The 26909-nt window shown below is 31.8% G+C and carries 24 protein-coding genes; 23 read left to right on the top strand and 1 reads right to left on the bottom strand.

Annotated features, from left to right (window positions below; all coding sequences use genetic code 11):
* Positions 1-205 precede the first annotated feature (205 nt).
* From wecB to BR52_RS07820, 11 genes are all read left to right on the top strand, one after another.
* A complete protein-coding gene (wecB, locus tag BR52_RS07870; RefSeq protein WP_034571170.1) occupies positions 206-1321 on the top strand; it encodes a non-hydrolyzing UDP-N-acetylglucosamine 2-epimerase in 1116 nt (371 codons plus the stop codon).
* Between the two features lie 513 nt (positions 1322-1834).
* Positions 1835-2884, top strand: a complete 1050-nt coding sequence (locus BR52_RS07865; protein WP_034571168.1) for a WxLIP family cell surface protein — start codon at positions 1835-1837, stop codon at positions 2882-2884.
* Between the two features lie 56 nt (positions 2885-2940).
* On the top strand, positions 2941-3291 hold the full coding sequence (locus BR52_RS07860) for a hypothetical protein (RefSeq protein WP_034571166.1): 351 nt from the start codon (positions 2941-2943) through the stop codon (positions 3289-3291).
* Positions 3292-3351: 60 nt separating this feature from the next.
* On the top strand, positions 3352-4761 hold the full coding sequence (locus tag BR52_RS07855) for a helix-turn-helix domain-containing protein (protein ID WP_034571164.1): 1410 nt from the start codon (positions 3352-3354) through the stop codon (positions 4759-4761).
* 231 nt (positions 4762-4992) lie between these two features.
* On the top strand, positions 4993-7062 hold the full coding sequence (locus BR52_RS07850) for a MucBP domain-containing protein (protein ID WP_034571162.1): 2070 nt from the start codon (positions 4993-4995) through the stop codon (positions 7060-7062).
* Positions 7063-7073: 11 nt separating this feature from the next.
* Positions 7074-7343, top strand: a complete 270-nt coding sequence (locus BR52_RS07845; RefSeq protein ID WP_034571160.1) for an LPXTG cell wall anchor domain-containing protein — start codon at positions 7074-7076, stop codon at positions 7341-7343.
* A gap of 1 nt (position 7344) precedes the next feature.
* Complete coding sequence (locus BR52_RS07840; protein WP_034571157.1) at positions 7345-7932, top strand: WxL domain-containing protein; 588 nt, start codon at positions 7345-7347, stop codon at positions 7930-7932.
* 701 nt (positions 7933-8633) lie between these two features.
* Positions 8634-9869, top strand: a complete 1236-nt coding sequence (locus BR52_RS07835; protein ID WP_034571155.1) for an efflux RND transporter periplasmic adaptor subunit — start codon at positions 8634-8636, stop codon at positions 9867-9869.
* Positions 9862-10551, top strand: coding sequence for an ABC transporter ATP-binding protein (locus tag BR52_RS07830; protein ID WP_034571154.1), 690 nt, complete (start codon positions 9862-9864; stop codon positions 10549-10551). Before BR52_RS07835 ends, BR52_RS07830 begins: the two co-directional genes overlap by 8 nt.
* On the top strand, positions 10544-11773 hold the full coding sequence (locus BR52_RS07825) for an ABC transporter permease (protein WP_034571153.1): 1230 nt from the start codon (positions 10544-10546) through the stop codon (positions 11771-11773). Before BR52_RS07830 ends, BR52_RS07825 begins: the two co-directional genes overlap by 8 nt.
* 72 nt (positions 11774-11845) lie before the next feature.
* A complete protein-coding gene (locus BR52_RS07820; RefSeq protein WP_034571150.1) occupies positions 11846-13273 on the top strand; it encodes a sensor histidine kinase in 1428 nt (475 codons plus the stop codon).
* Positions 13274-13588: 315 nt separating this feature from the next.
* On the opposite strand, the gene BR52_RS07815 is transcribed toward BR52_RS07820, so the two are convergent.
* Positions 13589-15055 carry an AcpB/EbpR/MafR family transcriptional regulator gene (locus BR52_RS07815; protein WP_034571148.1) on the bottom strand — a complete coding sequence of 489 codons (1467 nt, stop codon included), beginning with the start codon at positions 15053-15055 and terminating at the stop codon, positions 13589-13591.
* Positions 15056-15298: 243 nt separating this feature from the next.
* Between BR52_RS07815 and BR52_RS07810 the strand changes: the two genes are divergently transcribed.
* The 12 genes from BR52_RS07810 to BR52_RS07755 all read left to right on the top strand — a co-directional run bounded on the left by BR52_RS07810 (position 15299) and on the right by BR52_RS07755 (position 26902).
* A complete protein-coding gene (locus BR52_RS07810) occupies positions 15299-15514 on the top strand; it encodes a hypothetical protein (protein WP_034571144.1) in 216 nt (71 codons plus the stop codon).
* A gap of 138 nt (positions 15515-15652) precedes the next feature.
* Positions 15653-18091, top strand: a complete 2439-nt coding sequence (locus tag BR52_RS07805; protein WP_034571141.1) for a MucBP domain-containing protein — start codon at positions 15653-15655, stop codon at positions 18089-18091.
* A gap of 13 nt (positions 18092-18104) precedes the next feature.
* Positions 18105-18386, top strand: a complete 282-nt coding sequence (locus BR52_RS07800; RefSeq protein ID WP_034571138.1) for an EF2685/EF0750 family sortase-dependent surface protein — start codon at positions 18105-18107, stop codon at positions 18384-18386.
* A 13-nt stretch (positions 18387-18399) separates the two neighbouring features.
* Positions 18400-19134: a WxL domain-containing protein gene (locus BR52_RS07795; protein ID WP_436627663.1), complete on the top strand. Its 735-nt coding sequence runs from the start codon at positions 18400-18402 to the stop codon at positions 19132-19134.
* A gap of 146 nt (positions 19135-19280) precedes the next feature.
* Positions 19281-20204, top strand: coding sequence for a WxLIP family cell surface protein (locus BR52_RS07790; RefSeq protein WP_160113848.1), 924 nt, complete (start codon positions 19281-19283; stop codon positions 20202-20204).
* A gap of 77 nt (positions 20205-20281) precedes the next feature.
* Positions 20282-21613, top strand: a complete 1332-nt coding sequence (locus BR52_RS07785) for a bacterial Ig-like domain-containing protein (RefSeq protein ID WP_034571130.1) — start codon at positions 20282-20284, stop codon at positions 21611-21613.
* Complete coding sequence (locus BR52_RS07780; RefSeq protein ID WP_034571127.1) at positions 21613-21918, top strand: hypothetical protein; 306 nt, start codon at positions 21613-21615, stop codon at positions 21916-21918. The genes BR52_RS07785 and BR52_RS07780 overlap by 1 nt, the downstream gene beginning before the upstream one ends.
* Positions 21908-22387 carry a hypothetical protein gene (locus tag BR52_RS07775; protein ID WP_034571124.1) on the top strand — a complete coding sequence of 160 codons (480 nt, stop codon included), beginning with the start codon at positions 21908-21910 and terminating at the stop codon, positions 22385-22387. The genes BR52_RS07780 and BR52_RS07775 overlap by 11 nt, the downstream gene beginning before the upstream one ends.
* A gap of 11 nt (positions 22388-22398) precedes the next feature.
* The gene (locus BR52_RS07770) at positions 22399-22887 is read left to right on the top strand and encodes a zinc metalloprotease (RefSeq protein ID WP_034571121.1); all 489 of its coding nucleotides are present in this window, start codon (positions 22399-22401) and stop codon (positions 22885-22887) included.
* A gap of 40 nt (positions 22888-22927) precedes the next feature.
* Positions 22928-23899: a DUF916 domain-containing protein gene (locus BR52_RS07765; RefSeq protein ID WP_034571118.1), complete on the top strand. Its 972-nt coding sequence runs from the start codon at positions 22928-22930 to the stop codon at positions 23897-23899.
* Between the two features lie 25 nt (positions 23900-23924).
* A complete protein-coding gene (locus BR52_RS07760; protein WP_081890714.1) occupies positions 23925-25481 on the top strand; it encodes a lytic polysaccharide monooxygenase in 1557 nt (518 codons plus the stop codon).
* 395 nt (positions 25482-25876) lie between these two features.
* Entirely contained in the window at positions 25877-26902 is a 1026-nt protein-coding gene (locus BR52_RS07755) for a serine hydrolase domain-containing protein (RefSeq protein ID WP_034571115.1), read from the top strand.
* The last annotated feature ends 7 nt before the right edge of the window (positions 26903-26909 follow it).

Genomic DNA, 26909 nt, shown 5'->3' with positions numbered 1-26909 from the left:
AGGGGTATTTTCACCTAGAAAAGTATATAAATAAAGGACAACAATGGAAGTTTTTATTTTGTTATAAAGGGGGGGAAGTAGGATGAAAACTAAAAAAAAATTAAATTTATTTTTTATAGCAGGGGTGTGCTTATTTTTAATCTCTTTTTATTTATCTATCTAGAGACTGACTAAACATTATTTTAAGAAAGTAGAAGTGATAATTATGCATAAAATCAAAGTAATGACAATTTTTGGAACACGACCAGAAGCCATCAAAATGGCTCCTATCATACTAGAACTAGAGAATCAAAAAGAAGTATTCGAGTCAATTGTAGTTGCCACTGCGCAACATCGACAAATGATGGATCAAGTGCTAAAAGCATTTGATGTAAAAGTTGATTATGACTTAAATGTGATGAAATCTAATCAATCATTAGCTGAAATTACATCAAATGTCTTAATGCAATTAGATAAGGTGATGAAGGAGGTCAAACCAGATATTGTCCTTGTTCATGGAGACACTACCACCACGTTAGCTGCTAGTTTAGCTGCATTTTACAATCAAATCAAAATCGGTCATGTAGAAGCTGGTCTTCGGACTTGGAATAAGTATTCACCATTTCCAGAAGAAATGAATCGCCAGTTAACAGATGTTATGACAGATTTTTATTTTGCGCCAACAGTCAATAGTGAAGAAAATCTACGCAAAGAGCAACGTGATACAAAAAATATTTATGTAACAGGGAATACAGCAATTGATGCTTTAAAAAGAACAATTAGCTTAGAAAATAAAAGTGAAATATTTGTTCCTTATAATTCTCATAATCGAATTATTTTATTGACGATGCACCGACGAGAAAATCAAGGCGAACCGATGGAACATGTTTTTACAGCTATTAGAGAAGTTATTGAAATGTACCCAGATGTAGAGATTGTTTATCCTGTTCATTTAAATCCAGTGATTCAAAAGTTAGCAATCAAATTTTTAGAAAACCATCCTCGGATTCATTTAATTGAACCTTTAGATGTGATTGATTTTCATCATTTAATCGCAATGAGCTATATGGTTATGACAGATTCTGGGGGGATTCAAGAAGAAGCCCCTTCTCTAGGAATACCTGTATTAGTTTTAAGAGATACAACAGAACGACCAGAAGGTGTAGCGGTAGGAACATTAAAATTGATAGGGACAGAAAAAGAAACTGTAAAAGAAGTAATGGTTGAATTACTAGAAAATCAAGAAATGTATACAAAAATGTCTATTGCTCAAAATCCTTATGGAGACGGAGAAGCTGCAAAGAAAATTTTAAATATTATTAAAAAATTCAAAAAAAATTAGATTGGTACCAATAATAAAAAAGCGGTTATGGAAAATTATAATAAACTTAACTTCACTTGGAATATATGGAGATTCGTTTAGTATTGTAAAATTTTTCTTCTGATGAGAAAGAAGGATAACACTTCAATTATTCATGTTTTATCCATTTGAAAAAAAATCGAAGTTTTTTATCTTTCTTTTACTCACAGCTTTTTCTAGAAAAAAGATTCAAGATAAGAATGTCCACAGCAATCAGATACAAATAAAAAGAGCACATCAAATTTGGAGGTGTTTTCTAGCATCATTGTTGAGAGAGTTTGGATGAATGTCAATAAAGTAGATAGAAAAAAAAAGAAGTTTAATGACAATATCAGTAAATATCTTTCTTTTATTTTTGTGTTAATTCATTAATATAAAAAACTATTATCAATATACAAAATAAATAAAAACGCTATTAAATCTAGTGTAATAATTAGAAAAATTACTAAAATAGAATTTTATGATCCATCTTTTTAATGAGGAGAATAAGTTATTATGAATAAAAAAATGTTAGTTTTAATTTTAATAGTCATACCGATTAGCCTAGTGTTAGGAGTCAGACAAGTGGTTGCTTCTAACGTTGATTATTCAGTCATTCCGTATCCATCAGAAAATCAATTAAATAGAGAAAACACTTATTATGATTTAAAATTCACTAAAAATGAAAAAGAAAATTTAAAAGTTAGAGTTAAAAATAATAGTGATAAAGAAATTACAATAGAAACAAATGTTGATAAAGCAACAACAAATAGTAATGGAGTAGTAGAATATAAGAATAGTAGCAAACATAAGAGTGCGGATTTAAAATATGACATCAAAGATTTTGTCAAAGCAGATAAGGTTGAAATAGTTTTAGCGCCTCACACTGAAGAAGATATAATCTTTGAAGTTACTCAACCAAATGAAGATTTTGATGGAGTGATTGCAGGAGGGCTTAATTTTACACAAAAGCTTACAGATGATTATGTTGGAACAAGTAGTATGGCTGTTCGCAATCAATACAGCTATTCTATTGCACTAGTGTTACATGGAAATAAAGATCTAATTAAACATAATATAACGCATGGCAGTGTAGAAGTAAAACAATCGAATGGTAGAAATAATATATATTTCCCTATAAAAAATAATACGGCTGCTTTTTTTAACAAAGTAAACATTAGGGGAGAGATATATACTCGTAAGGGAAGAAAAGCTGTTTATTCAGATGAACTCTCTAATGGACAAGTTGCCCCTAACTCAATATATGAATATTTGATTGGGACGAATCAAACAAAGCTAAAGCCTGGAAAGTATACAGCAAAAATAGTTGTAGAATCTAAGGGTGAAAAGTGGGTGTTCACTGATAACTTTGAAATATCAGAAAAGGAATCTAAGAAGCTAAATAACACTGGAGTGATAAAGAAAAAAGATTATAGTACATGTGTACTTATTGGATCTATTAGTGTATTGTTAATTATTTTTTTAATTTTCGTGGCTTGGTATATACAGAAAAAAAATAAAGAAGTTAAAGAATTAAAAAATCAATACCGGAAAAATAAAGATTAATATATGATAATTAAAATAGCTTTTATGAAAAATTGTATTGTAATGGTGATAAATAAATGAAAATAGAATTTGCTATACTATATTTTAGTACTGCACTTTTAGTAACAAATATAGATAATGTATCTGTGAATCACGAACAGTTGTACTTAAATATACCTGAGTTACCTATAAGTCAAAATTACTATGATGCAGAAAATCAATATACTCGTATTGGATTTTATCGAAAGAATGATAATGATGAAAAAAAGCATCCTTTGTTGAATCAAAAATTAGATTTAAGTTCTGGCGTAAACTTAAAAAAGAAAGATATAGCTAATTTAAATAATGATAATACTACAGAATCGTTTCTAGGTAGTTTATATTTCAGTATATCAGGAAATCTTATTTTTGGTAGAAGAATGGTGTAACATTGTAAGTACGAAATAATAAGTTAATATCTGTAATTACAAGTATATAAGGTGGTAAGTATGAAATCTATTTTTGAAAAAGATGATTATGAAAAGTTTATGATATTTTCATACATGGAAGGTGTAAAAAATCAAAATGTTTCAATATCGGATATTGAAAAAAGATTGTCCATAACTTATTTTAAAGCAACTAAACTGATGGATGAGCTAATAAAAGATTTTGATCATTTAGAGCTAGAAAGTTTTTTTTTCATTGAAAAGAAAAAAAGAGCATATATCTATAGTAAGAATGGCTTGGATTCAGTTAATAGATTATTTTGGATTTATGGTAGACAATCTTTTAAATTAGCGTTCATAGATTATTTTTTGAAGTATAAAAAAAATTCAATTGAAGATTTTTCGTTGGACTATTTTATTAGTTTGTCAAAAGCTTACAAAATTAGCAAACATGTTAATGAGTTTTTAGATAGCTATAATTTAAATTTTTTTGAATCCGATCAGTATTCGGAAACTCAATTACGTTTGTTTCTTACGGATATTTATACTACCATTTATAAAGCATACGAAGAACCTTTTGATAAAGCGTTAATCGACAAAACAGAAAAGCTGATAGATGATTTAAAAAATAATAGATTAGTTGAAATAGTTACAGATTTAGATTATATAAAGCTGAAATTTTATCTGTATATAACTTATTTAAGAAATCAAAATAATCATTCTCATTTTAATGAAGCAGCATCATTTAGACAGATTAAATTTGAACAAATAAAGACTATAAAATCTTGCTTAGCATCCTTTTTGGTTAATCTGGACAATATTGATGATGAGGTGTATGTATTCATTAACTTTCTACAAGTCAATGAATTTTTTTTAGATGGTTTTATGTTTGTCCCAATTCCTATTAGAGCTGCATTGGATGATTTATTCACAATTATTTGTTCGTACAAAGAGCTTCATAACTATAGAAGTCAGATTCGAGAGTCTTTTATACCCTTATTTACTAAAGTTTTGTACTATGATACTAGAATTTTAGACAGTCAATTTAATGCTGATTTATCAGTTTTTCAAGAAAATTATTCTGAAATTTATCAGTTATGTTTAGATATTTGTTTAAACAAAAAAGTTATAGAGATTCTTGGTATTCAAAATAAAAACAAAAGTTTTTTAATGGCGATGATGCTAAAGTTTATTGATGTTATACCTAATAAACTATTATTAAAACCAATTAAAGTTACAGTTGATTTTTCAATTGGTAAAGAATATAACACATTTATATCTTCAATTATTGATAATTTGCCTTTTGCAAATGTATTAGTTGATAATAGATATTCTGAAGAAACAGATATTTATTTATCTGATTTCTTAACGAATCAAATCAAATCAAAATATATTATATGGAATAACCCTCCTACGTCAAAGGATTGGGAAATATTTGGGAATTTAGTATCAGTTGTAAAAAAACAGAAATAAAATGATAAGTTGAACAAATAATAAGGTTAATCCATTTAGTAAGCAGTACTAATAAAAGGGACAGTTCCCTTTTATTAGTGATGGTAGAACGTGGAGAATTTAGAATAAATTTTCAATTTTTGAAAATTTATTTTAAATAAAAAAAAAGATTTATATTTATCAAGATGGTAGTATAAATTTGTAAATACTTTATACCACAATTGTTGTTAAGACAAAGAGAGGAGGGTTAAGATGAAAAGAAGAAGTAAAAAGCTATTTACAATCTTTGGATTGGGGATATTGATTCTGAATGGGTTTTTAATGCTTATGACAAATACAGTAGTGGCTGAAAAAATAGTAGATACTGCTTCTACAGAGGTGATACCTATTGGAGAAAATGTTTTAAAAAAAAATAATAGTGTTAATAGTAAACTTGTAGCATCGAATAAAAATACTATTTTATCTCTACCAGATAATGCTATTTCTTATACTGCTAATGCTACTGAATATTATTTAGGAGATTTATACAAAGGAAGCATTAAAATATCTAATTCAGATGGAAATGTTATTGAAAAAGGAACGACCATTAGTATTATGTTACCCGTAGATGGGATAGACATGACTTCTATTTTTTTGAACGATCCACAGTTACAAGAATTTTTTACTGCATCATTAAATAAAGAATCAGGGGTCCTTGAGTTAACTTTAAAAAAACAAATAGTAGGAAATTCAACAATTGATATTAAAATTTCTGGAAAAATTACTGGAATAGTAGATCAAAGTTACGATGTATCAATAAATGCGACTGATTTTAATGGTCAAGAATCGGAAGTGATAAATAATACACCCTCTTTTATTGTAAAGGAAAATTTAAATCCTCCTTCATATGGATTTTTAAATGCTTTTTGGGGATTAGGACCAAACGAAGTTGGGAACTTTTTTGCTAAATCAGATGAAGATATTGAAGGATTACCTACAGGGATTTTTTATAAAAATTCGTTTTTAGTACAAAATTTTACTCAAATAAATTATGGTGGTAATTATAAGCTACCGCCAAATGCACATTACAAATTTGCTTGGAGTATTGAACCATTTAGCGGAACCGGAACAACTAATATTGACACTAATGACATTAGAGTTTTTAATGACGTAACTAATATAGAAATTCCAAAAGAATGGTACACAATTACTCTTGATCCTAATGAGTCAACAAAAAAAGTTTGGATAGAATTTAAATCAGAAGAAGAAATAGAAAAAATGGGTGGTGAGGTTGATTCACAGATTAGTTACAGGATTCAGTTACAAGCAGGTGTGACTGATGAATTAACAACGTATCATTCAACGGCGTATAATTATATCGTTACTTCATCAGGTGTTTTAATTGATGAAACGAAGTTTGAACTTAATAACATTTTTTCAGAAGATGGAAATAGTGAACTTTACCCTACGTTAACTGTGGAAGACAAGACTTTTTATGTTAATGATTTAAATGATGGTAACATTAATACTAAATTACTTGAAAACATTAGCGCTGTTGATACAATTGATGGGAATATAACAAATCAAGTTATTGTGGATTATTCTAAACTTGATCCTAAAATAAGTGGGGATTATGAAGTTACCTATAGCGTGAAAAATTCATCTGGTAATACAACTATTAAAAAATCTATAGTTCACATTATAGATAGGGAAAATGCAGCCCCAGTTACAGTTAAATATATAGATGATGATGGAAAAGACATCATTCCACAAGAACAAATTAGTGGGAAAATTGGTGACTCTTACTCTACAGATAGTAAAATATTTGATGGTTATATTTTGAACAAGACACCTGATAATGCTCAAGGTATTTTAAAAAATGAGCCACAAACAGTCGTATATGAATACAAAGGCCAACTTGTATTCATATCTGCGCCATCACAAATAAACTTTGGTGATCATATTCTTTCAGCAAAAACTGAAAACTATTTTATTGAATCAAAAGTAGGTGATCTTGTTGTTGAAGATTTTAGATCTATAGGTTCGACATGGACTATGTCTGCACAATTAATGAAAGATTTTGTTGGAAAAGAATCTAACAAAGCACTTGGAAGTACGTTAAACTTTATTGATAAAGATGGAAATAAAGAGATAATTAGTACCAAAGATAAAACTCAAATAATTAGTCATTCAACAGATAGTCATGATGAGGTTAATTTATCTTCAGAATGGATAGACAATAAAGTAGGGCTAGAATTAGAAGTGCCTGCTGGAAAAGCATTAGTTGATGAATACCAAGCTGTTATTGATTGGACACTTGAAAATGGAGTACCTAATAGTTAGGAGTGAATATAATGAAAAAAATTTTTTTAGCAATAATGGTAATGTTTTCTGTATTCATTTTTCTATGGAGTGATATTCCTGCTAATGCAGAAGTTGTTGATTCTCATAAGAGTGAAGTAAGAGTTGGATTTTATGAAGGAAAACCTAATTCAGAGACAAATGAATCATTGCCTAAGACAGGCAGTGAAAATAATGTATTTATAATTATTATAGGAATATCGATAGTAATTTTAATAGGAATAATGAAATTAAAAACTAAAGAAGAAGAGGAGAATGGTTAAAATGAAAAAAAATTTATTGACATCGTTAGTAACTGCAAGTGTATTAGGAAGCGTAATGGGTGGAGTAATTGTACATGCTGAAGAAGCAGATAATAAAGGGTCAAATGGAAATGTTGGATTTAAAACTCCTGCAAATGGAGCGTTAACACTATTAGAAGTTGCTGATTTAAATTTTGGAGATCATGAGATTTCAGGTTCAGATGAAACGTATAAAACTGAAACAGATAGTAAAGCAACTGTACAAGACCTACGTGGTACAGAAACAGGTTGGGAACTAAGATTAGCACAGGATGGACAATTTATGAATGGAGAAAAAGAGTTAACTAACGCGCAAATTACATTAGATACACAAGAATTAGATGCTAATTCAACAGCAATTGCTAATGTGAAATCGAATGTTGTTTTAAATCCAAATGGAGACTCTTCAGTAATTATGGATGCTAACAAAGGTCAAGGTAATGGTCTAGCAACTGAAAACTTTAAAACAGGAAATGCATCATTAAGTGTACCTGGGGTTACAACTAAAGTTATAGGTCAATATACTACAACATTGACATGGACATTAATGGATAGTGTTTCAAATCAATAATCTCTAAATTCAATACAAATATACATTTAGTTGTTTTGATTTTTATTTAATTTTTTGAGTTGTATAGTTATCATCTTAAAATATAAAGTTTTCGTTATGATATGTATAATTGAAATGTCAGAAAAAATTCAACGAAATTGATATAATTCAATTGTGTCAATTTTGTTAGTTGGAGGCAAAAATAAGGTGCTCTAAGCGTGAGATTCGCTTTGAGAGCGCCTTTTTATTTATACTTCTTTTGAAAGTGACGTGAACTGGGGGCAGGATAATTAAGTCGTATTAAGTAAAGAAAAAATAATTTGGTATGAAAATTGGTTAGTTTTTATAACAGTATTGCTAGCAAATAAGACACTTAAATGATTTCATTGGTCGCTTAGCTGACTAGTTGAAAAATTATTTATTGGTCAAGCGAGTTGAAGTGATTTTAAGAAGAAGCCCATTTGACTGTCAAAGAAGCTGAAATTTTATATTATTTAATTGAAAATCGTGGCAATATTTGACACGAAAAAAAATTGGGTAATAAAACATAATTATCTGTAAAGGTCTGGGCTACAAATTAGGTCAATGAGGAGAAAAGCAATCTTTCATTTAATGGAAGATGCTTTTTTTTTTTGAAAAATACAGATTAAATACAGATAAGTTACATAATGGCTTCACGAGGCTTTGGTATGATTTGACTAGTAAAGAAATGAGGGAAAACAATGATAAAGAAGAAAAAGAAAAAATTAATAATCGCACTAACAGTAGCAGGAATTATCGTTGCAGGTACATCGATTTATGTAGTATCTAATCAGAAACAACAAGAAAGCAATTTAGTTCAAGATGCGCCTCAAGTAAACAAAGTCAGTGATTTGATGTCTAGTAGCACGTCAAAAGGCGAATCTTATTTGACTGGTAAAGTAGCGCCTAATGCAACAAGTAAACTAAATGCAGATTCTGCAAAAGGAAAAATTAATGAAGTATTTGTAAAAGTAGGAGACAAAGTAACAAAAGGTCAAAAACTTTTTTCTTATAGCAACCCTGATGGTCAAATTGCGATGGAAGAAGCCGAGACTGATCGAACAAAACTCCAAAATAAAATCAATCAATTAAACGAATCAATTGCAACAAAACGAACACAATTGACTAAAAAAACGGATGAATTAACAGCATTAACGAATAAAGTCAACAATGCGACTACAGAAGAAAAAGAATCTTTAAATCAAGAGAAAAAAAGTTTAGAAGAAACAGTTGAGTTAGGGAAAAATGAGATTGAAACAGCTAAAAGCGAATTAAGTGATGCTAAATTAGACTTACAAAAAGCAGAACGCACACAGCAACTAACAAATGAAAAATATGGAAGTTCAGAAGTAGTATCAGACGTAGATGGCATTATTCAAAAAATAGACGATACTCAGATTAACAGCACTGTCAGTACTGGTTCACAGCCAGAAAGTTTTATGGAAATTATGGATACTTCTGTTTTAAGAGTTCTTGGGAAAGTAGATGAATTTCAAAAAGGAGAAATTGCAGTTGACCAACCTGTCAAATTAATTGATCGAAAAGACCAAAGTAAAACATGGCGTGGAAAAATTGCTAGAGTTGATGCAACGGCAACAGACGAAAAAGAGGAAAGTACGATTTCTAAATATCCGTTTGAAGTCGTGATGGAAAATGGAGAAGATATGCCTAATATTGGCAACCATGTCTATATTCAACCTGAAAAAGAAGAAAATGCGAAAGTCAGTCTTCCTACAGATTATATTATGAATGAAAAGGACAAAAAATTTGTTTGGAAAGTGATCAAAGGTCAAGTTGTTAAACAAGAAGTAACCCTAGGAAAATCGAATGAAGAAGCCAAGACGATTGAAGTTAATTCGGGATTAACAAAAGAAGATACAATTGTTTTTCCAACAAAACTTATTAAAGAAGGAATGAAGGTGCCAATTCATGATTAGCTTGAAAAATATTTATAAATCTTATTGGCAAGGAGAAGAAGAAATAGCTATTTTAAAAAACATCAATTTAGAAATAGAAAAAGGGGACTACATTTCAATTATGGGACCTTCTGGATCTGGGAAATCTACCTTAATGAACATCATTGGTTGTTTAGATAAACCAACTTCTGGAGACTACCACATCTATGATACAGATATTTTAAACTTAAACGAGCGCCAACTATCTGACTTACGAAATCAATCCATAGGATTTGTCTTTCAAAATTTCAATTTAATGCCACGTTTGTCCGTTCAAAAAAATGTAGAACTGCCCTTGATTTATTCAAAAATAACAAAATATGAGCGCTCAAGAAGAGCCGTTAGTGCCCTTGATAAGGTTGGATTATCTCAACGTTTAAGCTTTCGACCACCTGCTCTTTCAGGGGGACAAAAACAACGTGTTGCGATTGCAAGAGCATTAGTAACGAATTCTGATTTTATTTTAGCGGATGAACCAACAGGAGCGTTGGATACAAAAACAAGTACGGAAATTATGGCGCTTTTTGATGAATTTAATAAACTAGGTAAAACGATTATTATTATTACTCATGAAGCTGAAATTGCCGATTATACAAATCGAAAAATTGTGATTCGTGATGGTGAAATTATTTCAGATGAACGAAAGGAGGCATTAGATGAGTGAAAATATTTTGCTTTCATTAGAGTCGATTTGGGCCCATAAATTACGATCGATTTTAACGATGATTGGTGTGATTATTGGGATTGGCTCCATTGTTGCTATTTTTAGTATTGTTGAAGGAAACACAGAAAACACTAAAAAAAGTATGTTAGGTGGAGAAAACAATAGTATTTCGTTACAATACGCAACAAAGGAGACGCTAAGTGGACAATATGGTAACGATAATGGAAAGAAGCCAGACTATCTAAAGCCGCTTACTTCGCAGCAAATTAAACAAGTTCAAACGGTTGCTGGTGTTAAGGACGCAACGGTAAGCTATGAAGCTGAAACCGATGTGAGCCTTAAAAATAACTCTGTTACGAGTAAAGTTTTAGGGATTACAGATAATTATTTCAATTACGAAGGCTATTCTTTATTAGAAGGCAGACTGTTAAATCAAAGCGATTATGCTCTTTCAGAACAAGTAGCAGTAGTAGATCAATCTCTTTATCAACAGTTATTTCCAAAAGGAGATGGCATTGGTAAGTTGATTGAAATTAAAGGGCTACCGTACCGACTTGTAGGTGTCGTAAAACCCAAAGAAGATCAACAAACGGGAATGTTTTCATTTGATAAAAAAACAGATCGAGCGTTTGTGAGCATTAACAACTGGTCTAAGTTCATGGGCACTCTTAATCCAGAGCCTAAAGTAACAGTTCAAACAGAAAAATCAGATGATTTACAGCCAGTTGCTAATCGTGTGGCCGATACGTTAAATAAAATGATTCCTAAATCCGATTATTTATTTGGTATTCAAAATTCAAAGGAAATGGAAAAAAGTATGGAAGATTATGCACGTTCTCAATTCCAATTATTAGGTGGCCTTGCAAGTATTTCTTTAATTGTAGGGGGAATTGGCGTGATGAATATTATGCTCGTTTCCGTAACTGAGCGAACGCGTGAAATAGGAATCAAAAAAGCACTAGGAGCAAGGCGAGAAACAATCTTAACCCAATTTCTGATGGAGTCTATTGTATTGACTTTATTGGGTGGTATTTTAGGAATTACCCTTGGATTAGCTGGAGGAAAACTAGCAACAAGCTTATTGGGCTATCCTTATTATATCTCGCTAATTGCCATTCTAGGAAGTGTCTTATTTTCAATTGTTATTGGGTTGATTTTTGGATTATTGCCAGCCATGAAGGCCTCTCGTCTAGATCCAATTGAGGCATTACGATACGAATAAATCTAAATAAGGTTGCGTCATTTGATAAAACCGTTATACTAAAAGAAAATGGAAAGCAGGAGGATGTAGATTTTGAAAATCAGAACAAAAAATTTTCTTTATACTTCAGGAATCATCATCCTTATTGTGACGATTGCTTTTAGTATTCTTTATCTTTTGATGCCTAATTATTATCAAATGAAGAAGGAAAGAGAACTTAAAGTAGCAATAAAACTTGTCGTTACAAAAATAGAAGAACAGCCAACTTCATCAGATTCTTTTCAAATTTTGTCACAAGAATCCTTTTATAGCGGATTGACTTTTATTTTGAAGGATCCTAATGGGAAGATAATTTACCCAAATACGCTACAATTATCTGATGCAGCCAATATACAGCAAACTAATGAAGTGCAGCAGGTTGAAGGAGCAGCGATTTTATTTTCAGATTTAGAAGAAATTGCCACGTATAGTCAAACGGCAAAAGTAAATAATGATTTACAGTATTTGACATATAATGAAGCGTTTAAAGACAATCAGCAAAGAAAGTATGTATTAACGGTCATTTATCCGTTACAACCCATTAATGAGGCTCAAGAGGTTCTTCTTGACATCTATCCGTTAGTCTTGCTGATTTGTTTTGTAATTGGGGCCTTTGGCGCCTATTTATATTCCTATTTCTCAACGAAGAGAATTACTAAAATTTCTGAAACTACTAGACAAATGACGTTTTCTAATGAAATTCTAGATAATGATATCAAGGGCGTTGATGAAATCAGTGAATTGTCTAAAGATATTCACTATTTGCATGCGAGCTTGGTAACTACAAATGAACAATTAAATCAGGATTTACTAATTATTTCAAAACTTGAAAATTCAAAAACCGAGTTTATGCAGATGGCTTCTCACGAATTAAAAACCCCATTGACTGCACTTTCAGGGATTGTTGAAGGAATGGTGCATAAAGTAGGGCCGTACCAAGATCGAGATAAATATTTAGAAGTGTGCCAAATGCTATTAAAAGAGCAAGCGGACTTAATTAATGATATTCTTTATATTTCAAAATTAGATAAAATAGAAGAACAAAAAAAGACAACTTTCCAATTAAATGAATTAATTGAAGCTGAGCTCCCTAAATTTGAATCGTTTGTTATCAAGCAAGATTATCACTTGGAGATTGCTATAGAGCCAATTAAAATTAAAGCAAATCCAGCAGAAGTCCAAAGAGTCATTTCTGATTTAATCAGTAATGCAATGAAGTATACAAAAGCAGGCGGACGGATTAGTCTTACGGTAACTAAGGGGGAATTCCAAATTAAAAACGAATGCGAACCCTTAAAAAAACAAGAATTAGACCAAATTTTTGAGGCTTTTTATCGACCTGATTTTGCTAGAAATAGGAAAGATGGTGGGACGGGACTAGGTTTATTTATTGTCAGTCAACTTTTGAAAAAAAATCAATTAGGTTATGAATTTGTACCGATGGAAAATGGTCAAGGAATGGTTTTTAAACTATTTTTTTGAGGGTGAGGAACGAATCTAGTATTTTAATAAAAAGCATTTCTTGTTGAATTCGAAGGATGAATTTAACAAGAAATGCTTTTTTAGCGTAGACTGTTCAAAAAATAAGAACCGTCCAACTAAAAAACATACCCTACTACTCTACACAAATGTTGTATGATAAATTTTATTTAGTTGGTTTGTCTGTTGAAGCTGCCTATCTACTTGCTTGATTTAATTTCCCTGTAATTGGTTGTTACTCCTCTAATAGTTAAGCTGTTTTTTTGGATAGCCATAAGTATCCATGTTTTTTGTATGATTGTAATGTTTTATTCTATGTTATTTAGAGGCGGATTGTGATAGCCGGTGTTCTCTAATTAGTTTTCCGATAACAGCCAAGTCATCTATAGTTGGAAGTAAGGAACAGCAGTAGATAGGCGTTTTGGGTAAAATAATTCCATCTATATTCGTTATGATGATGTCATATTGTGAAGCATTTTTTTTTAATTGGGTGATGGATCGTTGATGAATAACGGTCACGATACATTCTTGATTGAATTTTGATTGAATGTATTCACATAGAAGGTTCATATGTTCTAAATCTGAATTAAAAAAAATGCCAATCGTTGTACAGGGATTTTTTTTTTCTAATTCAATAATTAACTGTTTCCAATGAATCAGCAGACAGTAACAAAGATTGTACAATTGACTCTCTGAAGTGTTATAAGTAGTAAAAATTTTTTGATAATTTTGTAAAAAACATTGATAGAAAACAACGTTTTGTGAAATTGAATTTCTAATAAAGTCTTTTTTTTTATCAAATAATAGATGATTTTGCCCATAGTACAAATTTATCTCATTAAATAAATGAAGCAAAACATGTTCGAAATTAGGAATCTTAACGCCTATGTCGTCAGAAATAAGTATGAGCAATCTTTTGCATTTATCATATAAATGCCAATTTCTACTATTTTTTATCTTAATAGATTCCAACTGAAGAGGATTTCTAGCGTATCTATCGTTACTAAAAAGGATAAGAAGTTGGTTTAATAACGGTTTAGTAAGTTTTAAATTAAAATGTTTTTTGAAATCTAACACGATCATACGATTACTTAATAGGTTATTGAAGCTTCTATTTGGATTTGTGTCGGAGAATTGAATGGTGTGTTTATTTTTAATTCTAATGATAGTAACGATAGTCCATATTTTTAGTTTATCAATATCAGAATAGTTTAATGAAAAGCAAGAGCGCACTTCGATAAACATAAACATTTTTTCTAAAAGAGATTCCTGAGCATTAGAAAAAGGATAGTTGGCGTGGGAGTATTTCTCAATAATAAGCTGGATCATGAAGTTACGAATAGCCATTTCACTTCCTATTAATTTATGTGGAATGCAAGAAATTGAAAAATTCAAAAAAGATAACTTTTTATTTAGGTTTTTTATTAATCGGTGGAGTGTGGATACGCTAATGTAAAGTTCAGCTGCTAAACTCTCAGATGAGTGTGTTTCGTTAAAAAAAATAGTTTCCAACAGTTTAAACTCAATGCTATTTGTCAAAACAAATGAATAAATGCAAGTGCGCGAATAATTAATGGGAAAGCTTAAAAGAATTCCCTGCTTTTTTGAAGTTTTAATTGTAAAATTTTTTGAAGCTTGATTTAAAAATTGGATATCATTACGAATTGACATTTTTGAGTAACCTAGAGTTTGACAAGCGGCATCCAAAGTAGTCCAGCTATTATCATACAAATATTCTAATAATTCTAATTGGCGTAAAGATTGCTTGTTTAATAAATTTCTCATACGAACTCCTTTATAACTATTATTTGACAACTATTAAATTTTAATAAACTAAATTATTAAAAAACAGAGGAACGGTTTTTTAGTTTATCACATATAAAAAAGATATAGAGCGAATATTCCAATCAAATTCAAACATTTAAGTGTCGTTATTTGATATTTACAGGCACGGTTTAATAGTTGTATTGTTAACTGTAGTTAAAAACGTATAGTTTATATGCTAGCTTTAGAAAGGAAGTTGATGAAATGACGACAATTGATGAAAGTTGGAGAGATGGATTTTTATACTTTGTTGAATTTCAAGTTATTCAACAGGGGGTATGTAAAACCTTTAAACGAAGCTTAATTATTTATGAAGAGCTTGATCAAAAAGATATGAAAAAATTACTTTTAACAAAATTTCCAAAAGTTGATTGTATAAAAAATATTGAGTATTTTGAAGAAGTATTATTATTAAGATAATTGAATCCTAACAGTAAAAAAGAAATTAAAATAGTATATTCGGCTATTTGAGGGTAGAGATAGGCAGTTAAAAAAGTCAATAATACCAAGGATGCATTCATTTATTTTTTGTTAAAACAAGAAGGAGAAGGTTAAAACGTGATACATGAGTTAAATTACAAAAAATGGTTAGTACTCCTATTAATGATTTTTACAATGGGATCAATAACGATTAAACAAGTAAAAGCTGCTGGTTTTGGAGAAAAGGATGAAATGCAAAAAAAAAATGCGCCATACTCTTATAATCCTGATTTAAAAAAAGAATTACGAAATTCATCGCATTCTAAAGTAGTTGTTTTAAATCCAAAAGATATAAAAGAATCATTAGAAGGAGAATATGCTTTTGTTCCTCGGTATTCAAAAGGAAAGACAAAAGTAACTGTCGTACGTGGCGATAAGTCGGAAGTTTATACAAAATCAGCCATTACAGTTACAAGCGAAGGTGCCAAAGAGGGAAGAAAAATCATTTTTGAAGATGTTGGTTTTTATAAAGGGAGGCAAATTGATTTAGTTGAAGAGATTATTTCTGTTAGTAAGGAGGCTACCTTTGGTCTTGGAGGAGATAATAGTGGTCTATTATATACTTCTTTTCTAGGAATTTCAGCAACGGGTAGTTCTAACCAAGATCGAGCCGAAGTACGTTACTCTTTTAAATATCATGATACGCAAGAACCTGCTAAAATTACTGGTTATTTAACCTTTATAGATATTGATAGAGAAGAAGCGATGGATTTGTTTGATTCCAATATTGAACATGTTTATGTTTTGAACACAAGTGAGGTTGTAGGAGACATGGTAGACGACAATCGACTTCATTTGCAATCTCCTAAAAGAAGTTATTGGTGGGACGATGATTGGAATGTGAAAGCAAATGATATGACAAGGTGGGTATCTGTTACGTTTAAAGATACGGATTCACTCAATATAGCTGTTACAACAACCACAACGGCCATTGATGAATCAACAATTGGCTATGCAAGCCAATTGCTTTTACCCTTAAACTACCCCGCACCTAACAAAATAGCAATCAATACAGATGAGAACAAAGATCAACGGAAAATTCAATATTCAATCATTTCTCAGATTCCAGCAAAAGTAGTTCCCGTTCCTGAACCGAGATATAAAATTAAAGATACTCTTCCGCCGCAGTTCAAAGTAGACGATGTCACCTGTATCGATCGAGAAAGTGGTGAAAAAAAAGATTTTGATGTCAGTATCGAGGGTTCAACATTAATCATTGACGGAAAGAAATTTTTAGATGATCCTAAATTTTACAATCATCTATATGAATTTATTGTGACAGGCAGTTATGCAGAGGGCAAATTAAATCACTTTGAAACGGTACCTGGAGAGAATAATTATGTGAATATTCCGAACATTGCAGATTTAATCGTTTCCAATGTGGACGAAACGGATCGTATTTTAAAAACAAATGAAGCAAAAGCACCTGTTCGATTAATTGCTGGAGATGTAACTGTGAAATATTTAGAAGAATCTAGCAAACAACCCATAGTAGACGACATTGTTTTAAAAGGTGAACTTGATCAAGAGTATCAAACTGAAGCAAAAGAAGTGGGCGAATATACGTTAAAAACAACCCCAACCAATGCGAAAGGAACCTTTCAAAAACAAGACCAAGAGGTTCAGTATTTGTATGTTAAAAACCAGCCAGAAGCACGTATTACAAAAACAAGTCTTTTAAATAAAACTTATGAAGCAAGCAATCATTCCGATAGTGAATTAATTGAAACAGCTATGAAAGATGAAATTGATTTAACCAATCAGCTGACACTGAAAAAAAATGCTAGTGAACAATATGAGTTAAAGCAAAAAATAGTGATCCCGTTACATTCTTCTATCAAAAAAATTCAATTTAAAGGGAAATCATTATCAGACGATACATGGTCAGAAAAAAAATTAGATGAGTGGAAACAAGTAGAAATTGATATTCCAGTTGAGGCAACGGCTGATCCAGAGAAACTTGAGACCACTCTAGTTATTACCTTTGAAATGGAAGAGGGTTATTCAGACGGGGAAGTCGTTCCTATTCCAAAAGAAAAAAATAACATTCAAGTAAAAGAAGCGATTGAAAAATCAAATTCTTTTAATTCAGTAAGTATTGAAATGACAACCAACTCGTTACTTTTTAAGGCAACAACACTCGACTATGGCGAAAATGACGTCAGTACGAAAGAAACAATTTTAAACCGAAAAAATCAATCTGCTATCCTTACTTTTGAAGATACAAGGAGACAACCTAGCAATTTAACATTAAGTGTAAAAAGCAGTACCTTCAAAGATAGTAAGAATACCCCCTTGGGAGCAGAACTCTATTATTATGATGACGAAACGAACAATCAAGGAGTAACTTCCCTTGACACGCTAGTCCCAATTTTAACTACGGCTGATAAATTTCCTAACGAGCTTAATTGGAAACTAAAACAGGGACTGCGTCTTCTCGTTCCAGCAGGTGCAGCGTTAGTTGGAAACTATACAAGTGAGTTAGTCTGGACGTTGGCGGATGTTCCTGAAAACTAAGAGAGGATGAGTGTTGTTGATTAAAGTAAAGATGATTGGATTCATACTAGCCTTATTAATGGTCTTTCCTTATTCTGCTTGTGCAGATAGCAATAAAAGCCAAGCTAGAATTGAATTTACTGGAAGCTACGAAGAACCACCAAAGCCTTTGCCAATAGAAAAAGAACCACCAAAAAAATTACCTCAAACGGGTGATCATATGTCATTAAATTCATTTTTAATAGGCATGTTAATCATAAATAGTGCACTTATTGTGTTACTAAAAAATAAAAAGAATAAGAAGGAGATAAATTAATTATATGAAATTGATGCAAATTAGCGCAACAAGCGCAATGGTACTAACATTATTGGTAGGAGGAGCAACAACCACTATAGCAGCAGGAAATACTGGCGGTTCTGCAACTTCTAAAGGAGCCGTATCCTTTAAAGCTAATACAAACCCAACAGATCCCATTGATCCGACAGATCCAACAGACCCAACAGATCCCGTTGATCCAGGAACACCAGGTCCATTAAGTCTAGACTATGCATCAAACTTAAACTTTGATATGAATGAAATTTCAACAAAAGATGAAGTGTATCATGCAACATTAGTTGAAGTAAAAGATGGAGAAAGTACTAGAGAAGTTCCCAACTTTGTGCAAGTGACCGATAAACGCGGAACGAATGCAGGCTGGACATTAGAAGTAAAACAAAATGGACAATTTAAAAATAACGATACATTGAATAAAGAATTAATTGGTTCGCAAATCAGTTTAACTAAAACAAAAGCAAACTCGATTAGTGTTGCTACAGCACCAACGGTAAACACAACAATTGAATTAGATCCAACAGGAGCTTCTTCTAAAGTTATGTCTGCGGCTAAAGATGCAGGAGCAGGAACATGGGTAGCTAGTTTTGGTAAAGACAATACTGAAGCAAAAGATGCGATTACATTAGCTGTTCCAGGCAAAACTGTTAAAGATGCTGTCGCTTATGAAACAACCTTAACATGGACATTAACAGATACACCTGAAAATGGTACAGAAACACTTAAACCATAAAAATGAATGCCACACAGTATCCTTAGTGTGGCATTTTTTCTCGAAAGGAGAAGAGAAAGCTGAAAAAAAAATATTTGTTTTTCCTAATGGTTATATTCTTTTTTATAACAAGTAGTCCTGTAAAAGCATCCGAATTAAATTTTGGGGTGGAAGCAGAATTACCAGTAAATCAAAAGGATGTAAAAAAAACTTATTTTGATTTATCTGTAATGGCAAATCAAATTCAAACAGTCTATATTCTACTTACAAACAATACAAATAAACCGGTAACGGTTGAACCTCAAATAAACGAAGCAAAAACGAATAATAATGGAAATGTACAATACGATAAAAATACAATCAAACGTGATCCTCAGCTAAAAAAAATCATTACAGATTACGTTAAAGTTCAACGCGACATTGTCATTTCACCAAATGACAGTGTCCGTCTTCCCATTGAAATCAAGATTCCAAAAGAAGGATTTGAAGGCATATTACTAGGTGGTATTTTACTACAACAAAAATCAAGTGAATTAGATGAAGTGAAAGAGGCAAAGGAAGGTTTAGGAATCAAAAATAACTACGCCTATGTTGTTGCGATACAACTAGATGAAAAAAATGAAGCGATTAAGCCTGAACTAGGACTTAACGAAGTGAAAGCGAATCAAAAAAACTACCGGAATGTAATTACCGCTTCACTTCAAAATAAGACCCCCGTGTTAATAAATCAACTAGAAGCAAAAGCTAAAATTTTTAAAAATAAACAGTTACTTTATACCCATGAACAAAAAACAATGCAAATGGCTCCTATGTCAAATTTTGAATTTGCGATTCCTTTACAAGGGAAAGAATTGAAACCAGGAAAGTACATCTTAGAAATGGAAGCCAACTCATTGCAAAACCATTGGCGATTTACGAAAGAATTTGAAATTAAGTCAAACGAGGCAAAACAATTAAATAGTCTGGACGTTACCATAAAAAAAGATGATACATGGTTCATTGTAGGCTTCGTACTATTTTGCTTCTTACTTTGCTTCATTCTAGTTTTAATATTAAAGAAAAAAAGTAAAAAAAATCTTGAAAATGGCTAGCAACGAGTCATTCCTATTTTAAACTAAAAAAGAATCTTTTAATAAAGTACAAAAGGCAAAAATAATGGGAGGATAGAATGATTAAATATAAAAATATTTGGAAACCACTAGTAGTTCTCATTTTCAGTCTCTACCTTATTACAACAAATCAAAACAGTGTTCATGCAAAAAATATCTATGATCTTGAAAATGATAGTTTTGTAAACAAGCAAAAATTGACTAAATTAAATGATTGGATGAAAACCAATCTCTCTGGACACAACAGCATGCCTGGTAGAGGAATTCCCGGTTTATGGAATTTTGCATTTTCACAAACACCTTCAGAAGGAAAACTTTATGTCAAATCGGCTATGAATTCTGAAGTTAATAAAAACGTAACAATAAAAAATACTATTAATAGAGCTTTTTATAACGATTCAGAGAGTCAAATGTTAATTCTTCCCCCAGGTTCCTCAATGGCAGATCAAGTAATCGAAAATGCTGATGAATACGCCTTATACACTCCAGGAGGAGAATTGGTAACGCAAACGATTGGACGGAATGAAGACAATTCAGCTGAACTAGAAATTGCGGCAAATGCATCTGGCGTTAAGTTAAAACTTAGACGAATAACAGAAGATACAAATTTACCAGAAAATGCAACTTTAAACACCAACTTTACATTTAATAATGTGAAAAGTGCAATGGATGTTTTTCTTGGTTTGTACCGAAACCACAATACCGGATCAGGAGCCTACTCGTCAATGCCAAAGGGTTACTATTACAGTACAACAAATGTCAAAGTAGATATGTCAAAATATCTTGCTCCTGATCGTTTAAGTCTGAATTTAAAACAAGAGGAAGTCACTATATACAAAGGCGATCGATGGGATCCAGCTCAATATTTCAAAAATGCGACAGATATCGATGGCAATCAGCTGAATTATACGGAATTAACAAATGTTACAGATGAAGTGAATTCTGAAAAACAAGGAGATTACCAAGTCGTTTATACGAACGGAGATATCCAAAAAAAAATTATTGTCCATGTTATACCACCATTGACGTTAGAAGTGCCAAATGCTGTTCATTTTGGCAGCTACAAGCTAGGGAGCTCAACTAGCGAACTTTTGTGGGATACCCAAGCAAGAGTCAGTGTTGAAAGCTATCTTAGTGGTGGATGGGTATTATCGGCCTCTCTAAATAAAAGTTCTATTGGTTTTCAAAATTATATAATGAACGGCACGAAAAAACTAATTGATAATAAACTAATTGCAACGTCTAATGCTATTGGGAAAATAGATGTTAGCGATAGTTGGAATCAAACACAAGGGATTCATATTAACTACAGTCAAGCTAAAGAACTCAGAAAAGATAAAGCAATTATAGAATGGACGTTGTCTCCAAATACTAAGGGGGTATCAGAGTAATGAAAAAAACAACTAAAAAATTCGTATTCATCATTACCATTACCCTATTCAATATAATGACACTTTTTCCTGTAATCACATATGCAGATGAAAACTATTCTACAGTTGAAGGAACATTGATAGCTAAAACGCCTGAAAATAACAATAAAGAGGATCAAGCTCAAAATGATAGCAACTCAAAGTCAGAAGAAATAATTCCTAAACTAGGTGAAAGCTCCCAACTAATCAACTGGGGATTCTTTCTTGTCTTGTTCGTTTTGTTTTTCTTATTGTATAGAAAAAAGGAGAATAAAAATGAAAAATAAATTAATGTTAATTATTTTTATTGGCTATTTAAATAGTTCTTTTTCTCCATCAATAGAAGCAGCAACGACTAACTCTTCTATTGATGGAGAAATAACTAGCGGTGAATTTACATTGAATCCGCCCAATGATTTGAAATTTCAAGCTAAGCTAGATGGAAAAAAGCAAAAGCTTCAACTTGCTCCGATTAAAACAAAAGTAATAGATTATAGAGGAGTAGAAAATGGATGGCAGATAGTTGTAAAGTCATCTAATTATAATGATTATAAAGCGAGCTTTGGCTTACTAATTAATGGGCAACAAATTTCAGATAACAGTACAATTATTTTTAAACAACAGCAACAAAAGCTTATTAAAGAGGCTACACTACCAACTCAAGTGATGATTTCAGCGAATGCAAAAGCAGGAGTATACGGAGCAAAATTAGAATGGAATTTACAGCCAACAATTACAAATTCAATTACAGAATAGGAGAATGAAACATGAAAAAAAAGATAACAGGAACATTACTATTAGGAAGTATTTTATTAGGGGCATCAATTGGAATGGTTGCACAAGCGGCAGATACTTTAAATGGGAGTACAGAGATTGGGGCAGAAATTACTAGAGGAGATGTAATATTAAGTATAGACAGTCCAACTAATTTCGGTTCACAACCCCTTTCAGCAATAGTTGACTTTGGATCAAAGGAAATTAAATATACAGTTACAGATTATAGCGGTTTAACAAATGGTTTTACAATTAGCGCTAAACTGACAGACACAGATGAAAAACGTTCATTGAAAATCGGTGAAACGGAACTTTCTGAAACGACAGCTCCAGTCATTAAAAAAACAACAAATACGGTTGGAGAAAATAAAGACAAAGTAACCTCTTCGCTAACATACACTGGAGTAACTAAAACTCAAAACTATACATCGACAATTGAATGGAATTTATCAAAAGTTGACACAAAACAAATTTCAGAATAAAAGAATTTTTTCCGTATTTTTTTAGAAAGTGAGGAAAATAATGAAGAAAATAGTTCAAACCCTATTAATCGTATTCATACTTTCGATTACTGCAAGTAAAACTACTTTTGCAACGACATCAGACAATAGTAGTTATTCAGTGTCGCCAATATATTCTGAACATCAAACAGAAGGCGTTGAAAATTTTTTTGATATCAGATGGTCACCCGCGTTAACAGATACTTTTTATTTAAGGATTACCAATAATTCAGATGAAGATAAAGCCTATGGAATTGAAGTTAATAAAGCGAGAACGAATAAAAATGGAATTGTTGATTATTCTGATAATACTCCAGAAAATTCAGCTAGTTTATACAAAATAACTGAAATGGTACAAGTGCCCAAGGAAGTCATAATTTTAGCAAATAGTAGTCAAGAGGTTCAAGGCACTATTTTGTTTCCAAAAGATAGTTTTAATGGAATACTTATGGCCGGAATTCATGTATCTGAAAAGAATAAAATCGACGCTAAGGCGACTATTTCTAATACTGTAGCATACAATATACCTTTAGTGATTAGAGGGGACAATGATGAAAGACCCAAACCTGAAATAACGTTGAATAAGTTAACGATACAAAATATAGATGGATTGAGTGTTGAGCTATCGAATAAAGGCTCTAATTTATTAAAAGAAGTAAAATTTGAAGCAAAAATTAAAGATAAAAATGGAAAAATTTTAAAAACACAAAAAAGTACAATTGATATCACGCCAGAAACTGAATTCATCTATCCCATCAATCTTGATTCAATTAACAAGCAAGAAGCAATGACACTAAGCCTCAAATTAAGTCATGGCAATAAAGATGAATGGCAGTATACAAAAAAAATTCCTAAACAAAAAAAAGATTTAAAAGTGCAGAGCACATCAATAAACAAGGAAGGAAAGCATTTTTTATGGTATGCAATTGGACTTTCTGCAACAATACTAGTTGTCATTTATCGTTATAAAAAAAGAAAAGAGAGTAGACATTAAATTAAAAAAGAAAGTGGGGAAAAAAATGAAAAAAACAACACGATTTACTTTAATAAAAGCCGGAATTTTATCAGCTGCACTGGGAGGTCTATTAGTAGCATCACCACAAAATAGCTATGCTCATGGTTATGTTGAACAGCCTGCTAGTCGTGGTTATCAAGGAAAACTAGAAAGCTCCATTCTTGGTTGGTCAGCAGCAATAGAAAAATACGGCAATGTGATCACAGGACCACAATCACTTGAAGCACCCAAAGGATATCCGTTTGCCGGACCAGCTGATGGAAAGATCGCTTCAGCTGATGGAGGAGGTGGCCAAATTGGCGATTTTGTGATGGATAAACAAAGTTCTGATCGTTGGATTAAGCAAGAAATGAAAGGTGGTTTAAACACTTTCAAATGGACTTTTACAGCCAACCATAAAACAACAAAATGGCATTACTATATAACGAAAAAAGGTTGGAATCAAAATGCTCCATTAACTCGCGCAACATTTGAGCCAATAGGAATCGTTGAACATGATGGTTCATTATCATCAAATAATCCAACACATAAAATTAATGTCCCAACGGATCGCAATGGGTACAACGTGATTTTAGCAGTTTGGGATGTAGCAGATACAGGAAACGCCTTTTACAATGTAATCGATGTAAATTTAAAGAATGACAACACAGGCGAAACAGAAAAAGACGCACCAAATGCACCCACTCAATTAAAAGCCATTAATGTAACCAATAAAACTGTTCAATTAGCCTGGGCAGCACCAACAAATGTGGATGTAAAAGAATACAATATGTATCGCAATGATAAAAAAATAGGAACTATTGGAGGCACTTCGTTCAAAGATTCAACAGTTGCAGAAAATAGCTCATATCATTATCAAGTAGAAGCAGTTGGATTTGATGGTCAATTATCACAAAAATCAGATGTATTATCAGTAAAAACAGATAACACACCAAAAGAAGATACAGAAAATCCCTCAATTCCGCAATCCATTCATTCAATGGAAACCACAGCTGACTCCATTGATTTAATGTGGCATGATTCCATTCATCTAATCGGAATCAAAGAATATCATATTTACCGAGATGGTGTTAAAGTTGGAACCACAACTGGAACTAGAATGGTAGACAGTAATTTACAAGCTTCTACAGAGTACCGCTACACAGTTAAAGCCGTCAGTGTTGGAGGAAATGTATCTGGAGAAAGCACCCCATTTATAGTTAAAACAAAAGATACGTCAACTGATTATCGTTCTTGGGAAGTAGGCTCTTTAACAAAACCACTTTCTTATAAAGTTGGGGAAAAAATTTTTTATAAAGGAAAGAATTATGTTGTAGTGCTTGCTCATATTAATTACGGCGATACAAACTGGGCACCAGATAAAGCAGTAAATCTATTCAAAGAAGTAAAAAGTTACCGTGTTTGGAAGCTAGGGGCACTTACAAAACCTGAAGCTTATAAAATTGGAGAGAAAGTTTCTCTCAATGAAAAAATTTATGAAGTAACCAATGCACATAACAACTATGGTGATTCCAACTGGGCACCAGATAAGGCTGCTAGTCTTTTTAAAGTTGTAAAATAAAAAAAGATTGAGAAGGCTTGCTAGCTGTAACCTGCTAGCAAGCCTTCTTTTTATAATAATTTAATTCATTAAATAAACTATAAAAAAATGATTCAATTATAATGGATTAGATGATTTTTTTAGTGAGCATTAAGAATGGAACGAGTTGTTTTTAGTCAGGTGTTTGAAAACATCATTTAATAAAATTGTCTAATTTAATTATCTCTACATTATTGATCATCACTATAGTATAATTACTGTAGGTTAAAAAAAGGAAATGACAACAAGTAAAACATGTATTAATAAAGGCTTAATCAGAGAATTCACACTAAAAAACACTCCCATTACTTAGAGAGATTTAATAAACAAACAGGTATCTTAGAAAAGAAATTTTTAACAGAGAAAGAAGGACCAATATGTATCCTAAAACACGTGCAATGATCCATTCCTTAATCGAAGATAAAACCATTCCAGGAGCAAACTATCAATTTATCACAAAGGAAGGTATTGAAAGCTATTCAGAAGGATTGGCTGCTGTTTTTCCACAGAGTGAACCAATTAAAAGCGACTTGCTTTATGATGTAGCGTCCTTAACGAAAGTCATGATGACAACGACAGTGATTTTACAATTGTGGGAAACAGGACAATTAAAATTAACTGATCCTGTTAAGGTCTATCTGCTGACCTTTAGTGAACCGAAAGTTACGATTCAACACCTATTGACTCATACATCAGCTTTACAAGGGTTTATTCCAAATCGAGATCAATTAAATCAAGTAGAATTAAAAGAAGCTTTGTTGCATTTACCGATTGGCGAAGGATTTGAAAAAGAGGCAGTTTATACGGATTCTGGAATGATTTTACTCGGGTTTATTATTGAAGCTATTTTAAAAGATGATTTAGTCGCTATTTTCAATCAGAGAATTATCCAACCGTTAGATTTAAAAAATACCACCTTTAGCCCACGTGATCCAATGATGTGTGCACCAACTGAAAACCATCAAATCCGAGGTTTAATCCGAGGTGTGGTGCATGATCCAAAAGCCTTAGTTTTAGGTGAACACTGTGGTAGCGCCGGCCTTTTTTCAAATTTACAAGACGTGAGTCGCTTTAGTCAAATGCTGTTAAATCGTGGAACGATAGATGGGGTTGAAATTTTAAAAGAAGAAACCGTAACAGCTTTAATTCAGGATTGGACGCCTTCTGGCACCTTGCATCGTTCGTTAGGTTGGGATTTGTTTAGTTCCATTGATGGTACGGATAAAACCCGCTACTTATTTCATTCTGGATTTACAGGAACCTTTATTTTATTAGATTTAGCAGCGGTAGAAGGCTTCGTCTTTTTATCTAACCGTATTCATCCAATTAATGACAATCCTCACTATTTGAAACGTCGAAATGAAGTCTTACAAGCCTACTTCCATGAAAAAGAAGCAAGATAATCAAAAA

Source organism: Carnobacterium divergens DSM 20623 (assembly GCF_000744255.1).
In the GTDB taxonomy this organism is placed as follows: Bacteria; Bacillota; Bacilli; order Lactobacillales; family Carnobacteriaceae; genus Carnobacterium; species Carnobacterium divergens.
Note: the sequence above shows the minus strand (reverse complement) of the source record. Positions and strands in the feature narration are given on the sequence as shown.

What these genes read in the sequence shown, in the direction of transcription:
- BR52_RS07775 (WP_034571124.1), top strand. Translation starts at nt 21,908, where the DNA reads ATGAAAAATAAATTAATGTTAATTATTTTTATTGGCTATTTAAATAGT.
- BR52_RS07780 (WP_034571127.1), top strand. Translation starts at nt 21,613, where the DNA reads ATGAAAAAAACAACTAAAAAATTCGTATTCATCATTACCATTACCCTA.
- wecB (WP_034571170.1), top strand. Translation starts at nt 206, where the DNA reads ATGCATAAAATCAAAGTAATGACAATTTTTGGAACACGACCAGAAGCC.
- BR52_RS07865 (WP_034571168.1), top strand. Translation starts at nt 1,835, where the DNA reads ATGAATAAAAAAATGTTAGTTTTAATTTTAATAGTCATACCGATTAGC.
- BR52_RS07845 (WP_034571160.1), top strand. Translation starts at nt 7,074, where the DNA reads ATGAAAAAAATTTTTTTAGCAATAATGGTAATGTTTTCTGTATTCATT.
- BR52_RS07815 (WP_034571148.1), bottom strand. Translation starts at nt 15,055, where the DNA reads ATGAGAAATTTATTAAACAAGCAATCTTTACGCCAATTAGAATTATTA.
- BR52_RS07770 (WP_034571121.1), top strand. Translation starts at nt 22,399, where the DNA reads ATGAAAAAAAAGATAACAGGAACATTACTATTAGGAAGTATTTTATTA.
- BR52_RS07830 (WP_034571154.1), top strand. Translation starts at nt 9,862, where the DNA reads ATGATTAGCTTGAAAAATATTTATAAATCTTATTGGCAAGGAGAAGAA.
- BR52_RS07785 (WP_034571130.1), top strand. Translation starts at nt 20,282, where the DNA reads ATGATTAAATATAAAAATATTTGGAAACCACTAGTAGTTCTCATTTTC.
- BR52_RS07810 (WP_034571144.1), top strand. Translation starts at nt 15,299, where the DNA reads ATGACGACAATTGATGAAAGTTGGAGAGATGGATTTTTATACTTTGTT.
- BR52_RS07850 (WP_034571162.1), top strand. Translation starts at nt 4,993, where the DNA reads ATGAAAAGAAGAAGTAAAAAGCTATTTACAATCTTTGGATTGGGGATA.
- BR52_RS07860 (WP_034571166.1), top strand. Translation starts at nt 2,941, where the DNA reads ATGAAAATAGAATTTGCTATACTATATTTTAGTACTGCACTTTTAGTA.
- BR52_RS07835 (WP_034571155.1), top strand. Translation starts at nt 8,634, where the DNA reads ATGATAAAGAAGAAAAAGAAAAAATTAATAATCGCACTAACAGTAGCA.
- BR52_RS07760 (WP_081890714.1), top strand. Translation starts at nt 23,925, where the DNA reads ATGAAAAAAACAACACGATTTACTTTAATAAAAGCCGGAATTTTATCA.
- BR52_RS07825 (WP_034571153.1), top strand. Translation starts at nt 10,544, where the DNA reads ATGAGTGAAAATATTTTGCTTTCATTAGAGTCGATTTGGGCCCATAAA.
- BR52_RS07795 (WP_436627663.1), top strand. Translation starts at nt 18,400, where the DNA reads ATGCAAATTAGCGCAACAAGCGCAATGGTACTAACATTATTGGTAGGA.
- BR52_RS07855 (WP_034571164.1), top strand. Translation starts at nt 3,352, where the DNA reads ATGAAATCTATTTTTGAAAAAGATGATTATGAAAAGTTTATGATATTT.
- BR52_RS07755 (WP_034571115.1), top strand. Translation starts at nt 25,877, where the DNA reads ATGTATCCTAAAACACGTGCAATGATCCATTCCTTAATCGAAGATAAA.
- BR52_RS07840 (WP_034571157.1), top strand. Translation starts at nt 7,345, where the DNA reads ATGAAAAAAAATTTATTGACATCGTTAGTAACTGCAAGTGTATTAGGA.
- BR52_RS07765 (WP_034571118.1), top strand. Translation starts at nt 22,928, where the DNA reads ATGAAGAAAATAGTTCAAACCCTATTAATCGTATTCATACTTTCGATT.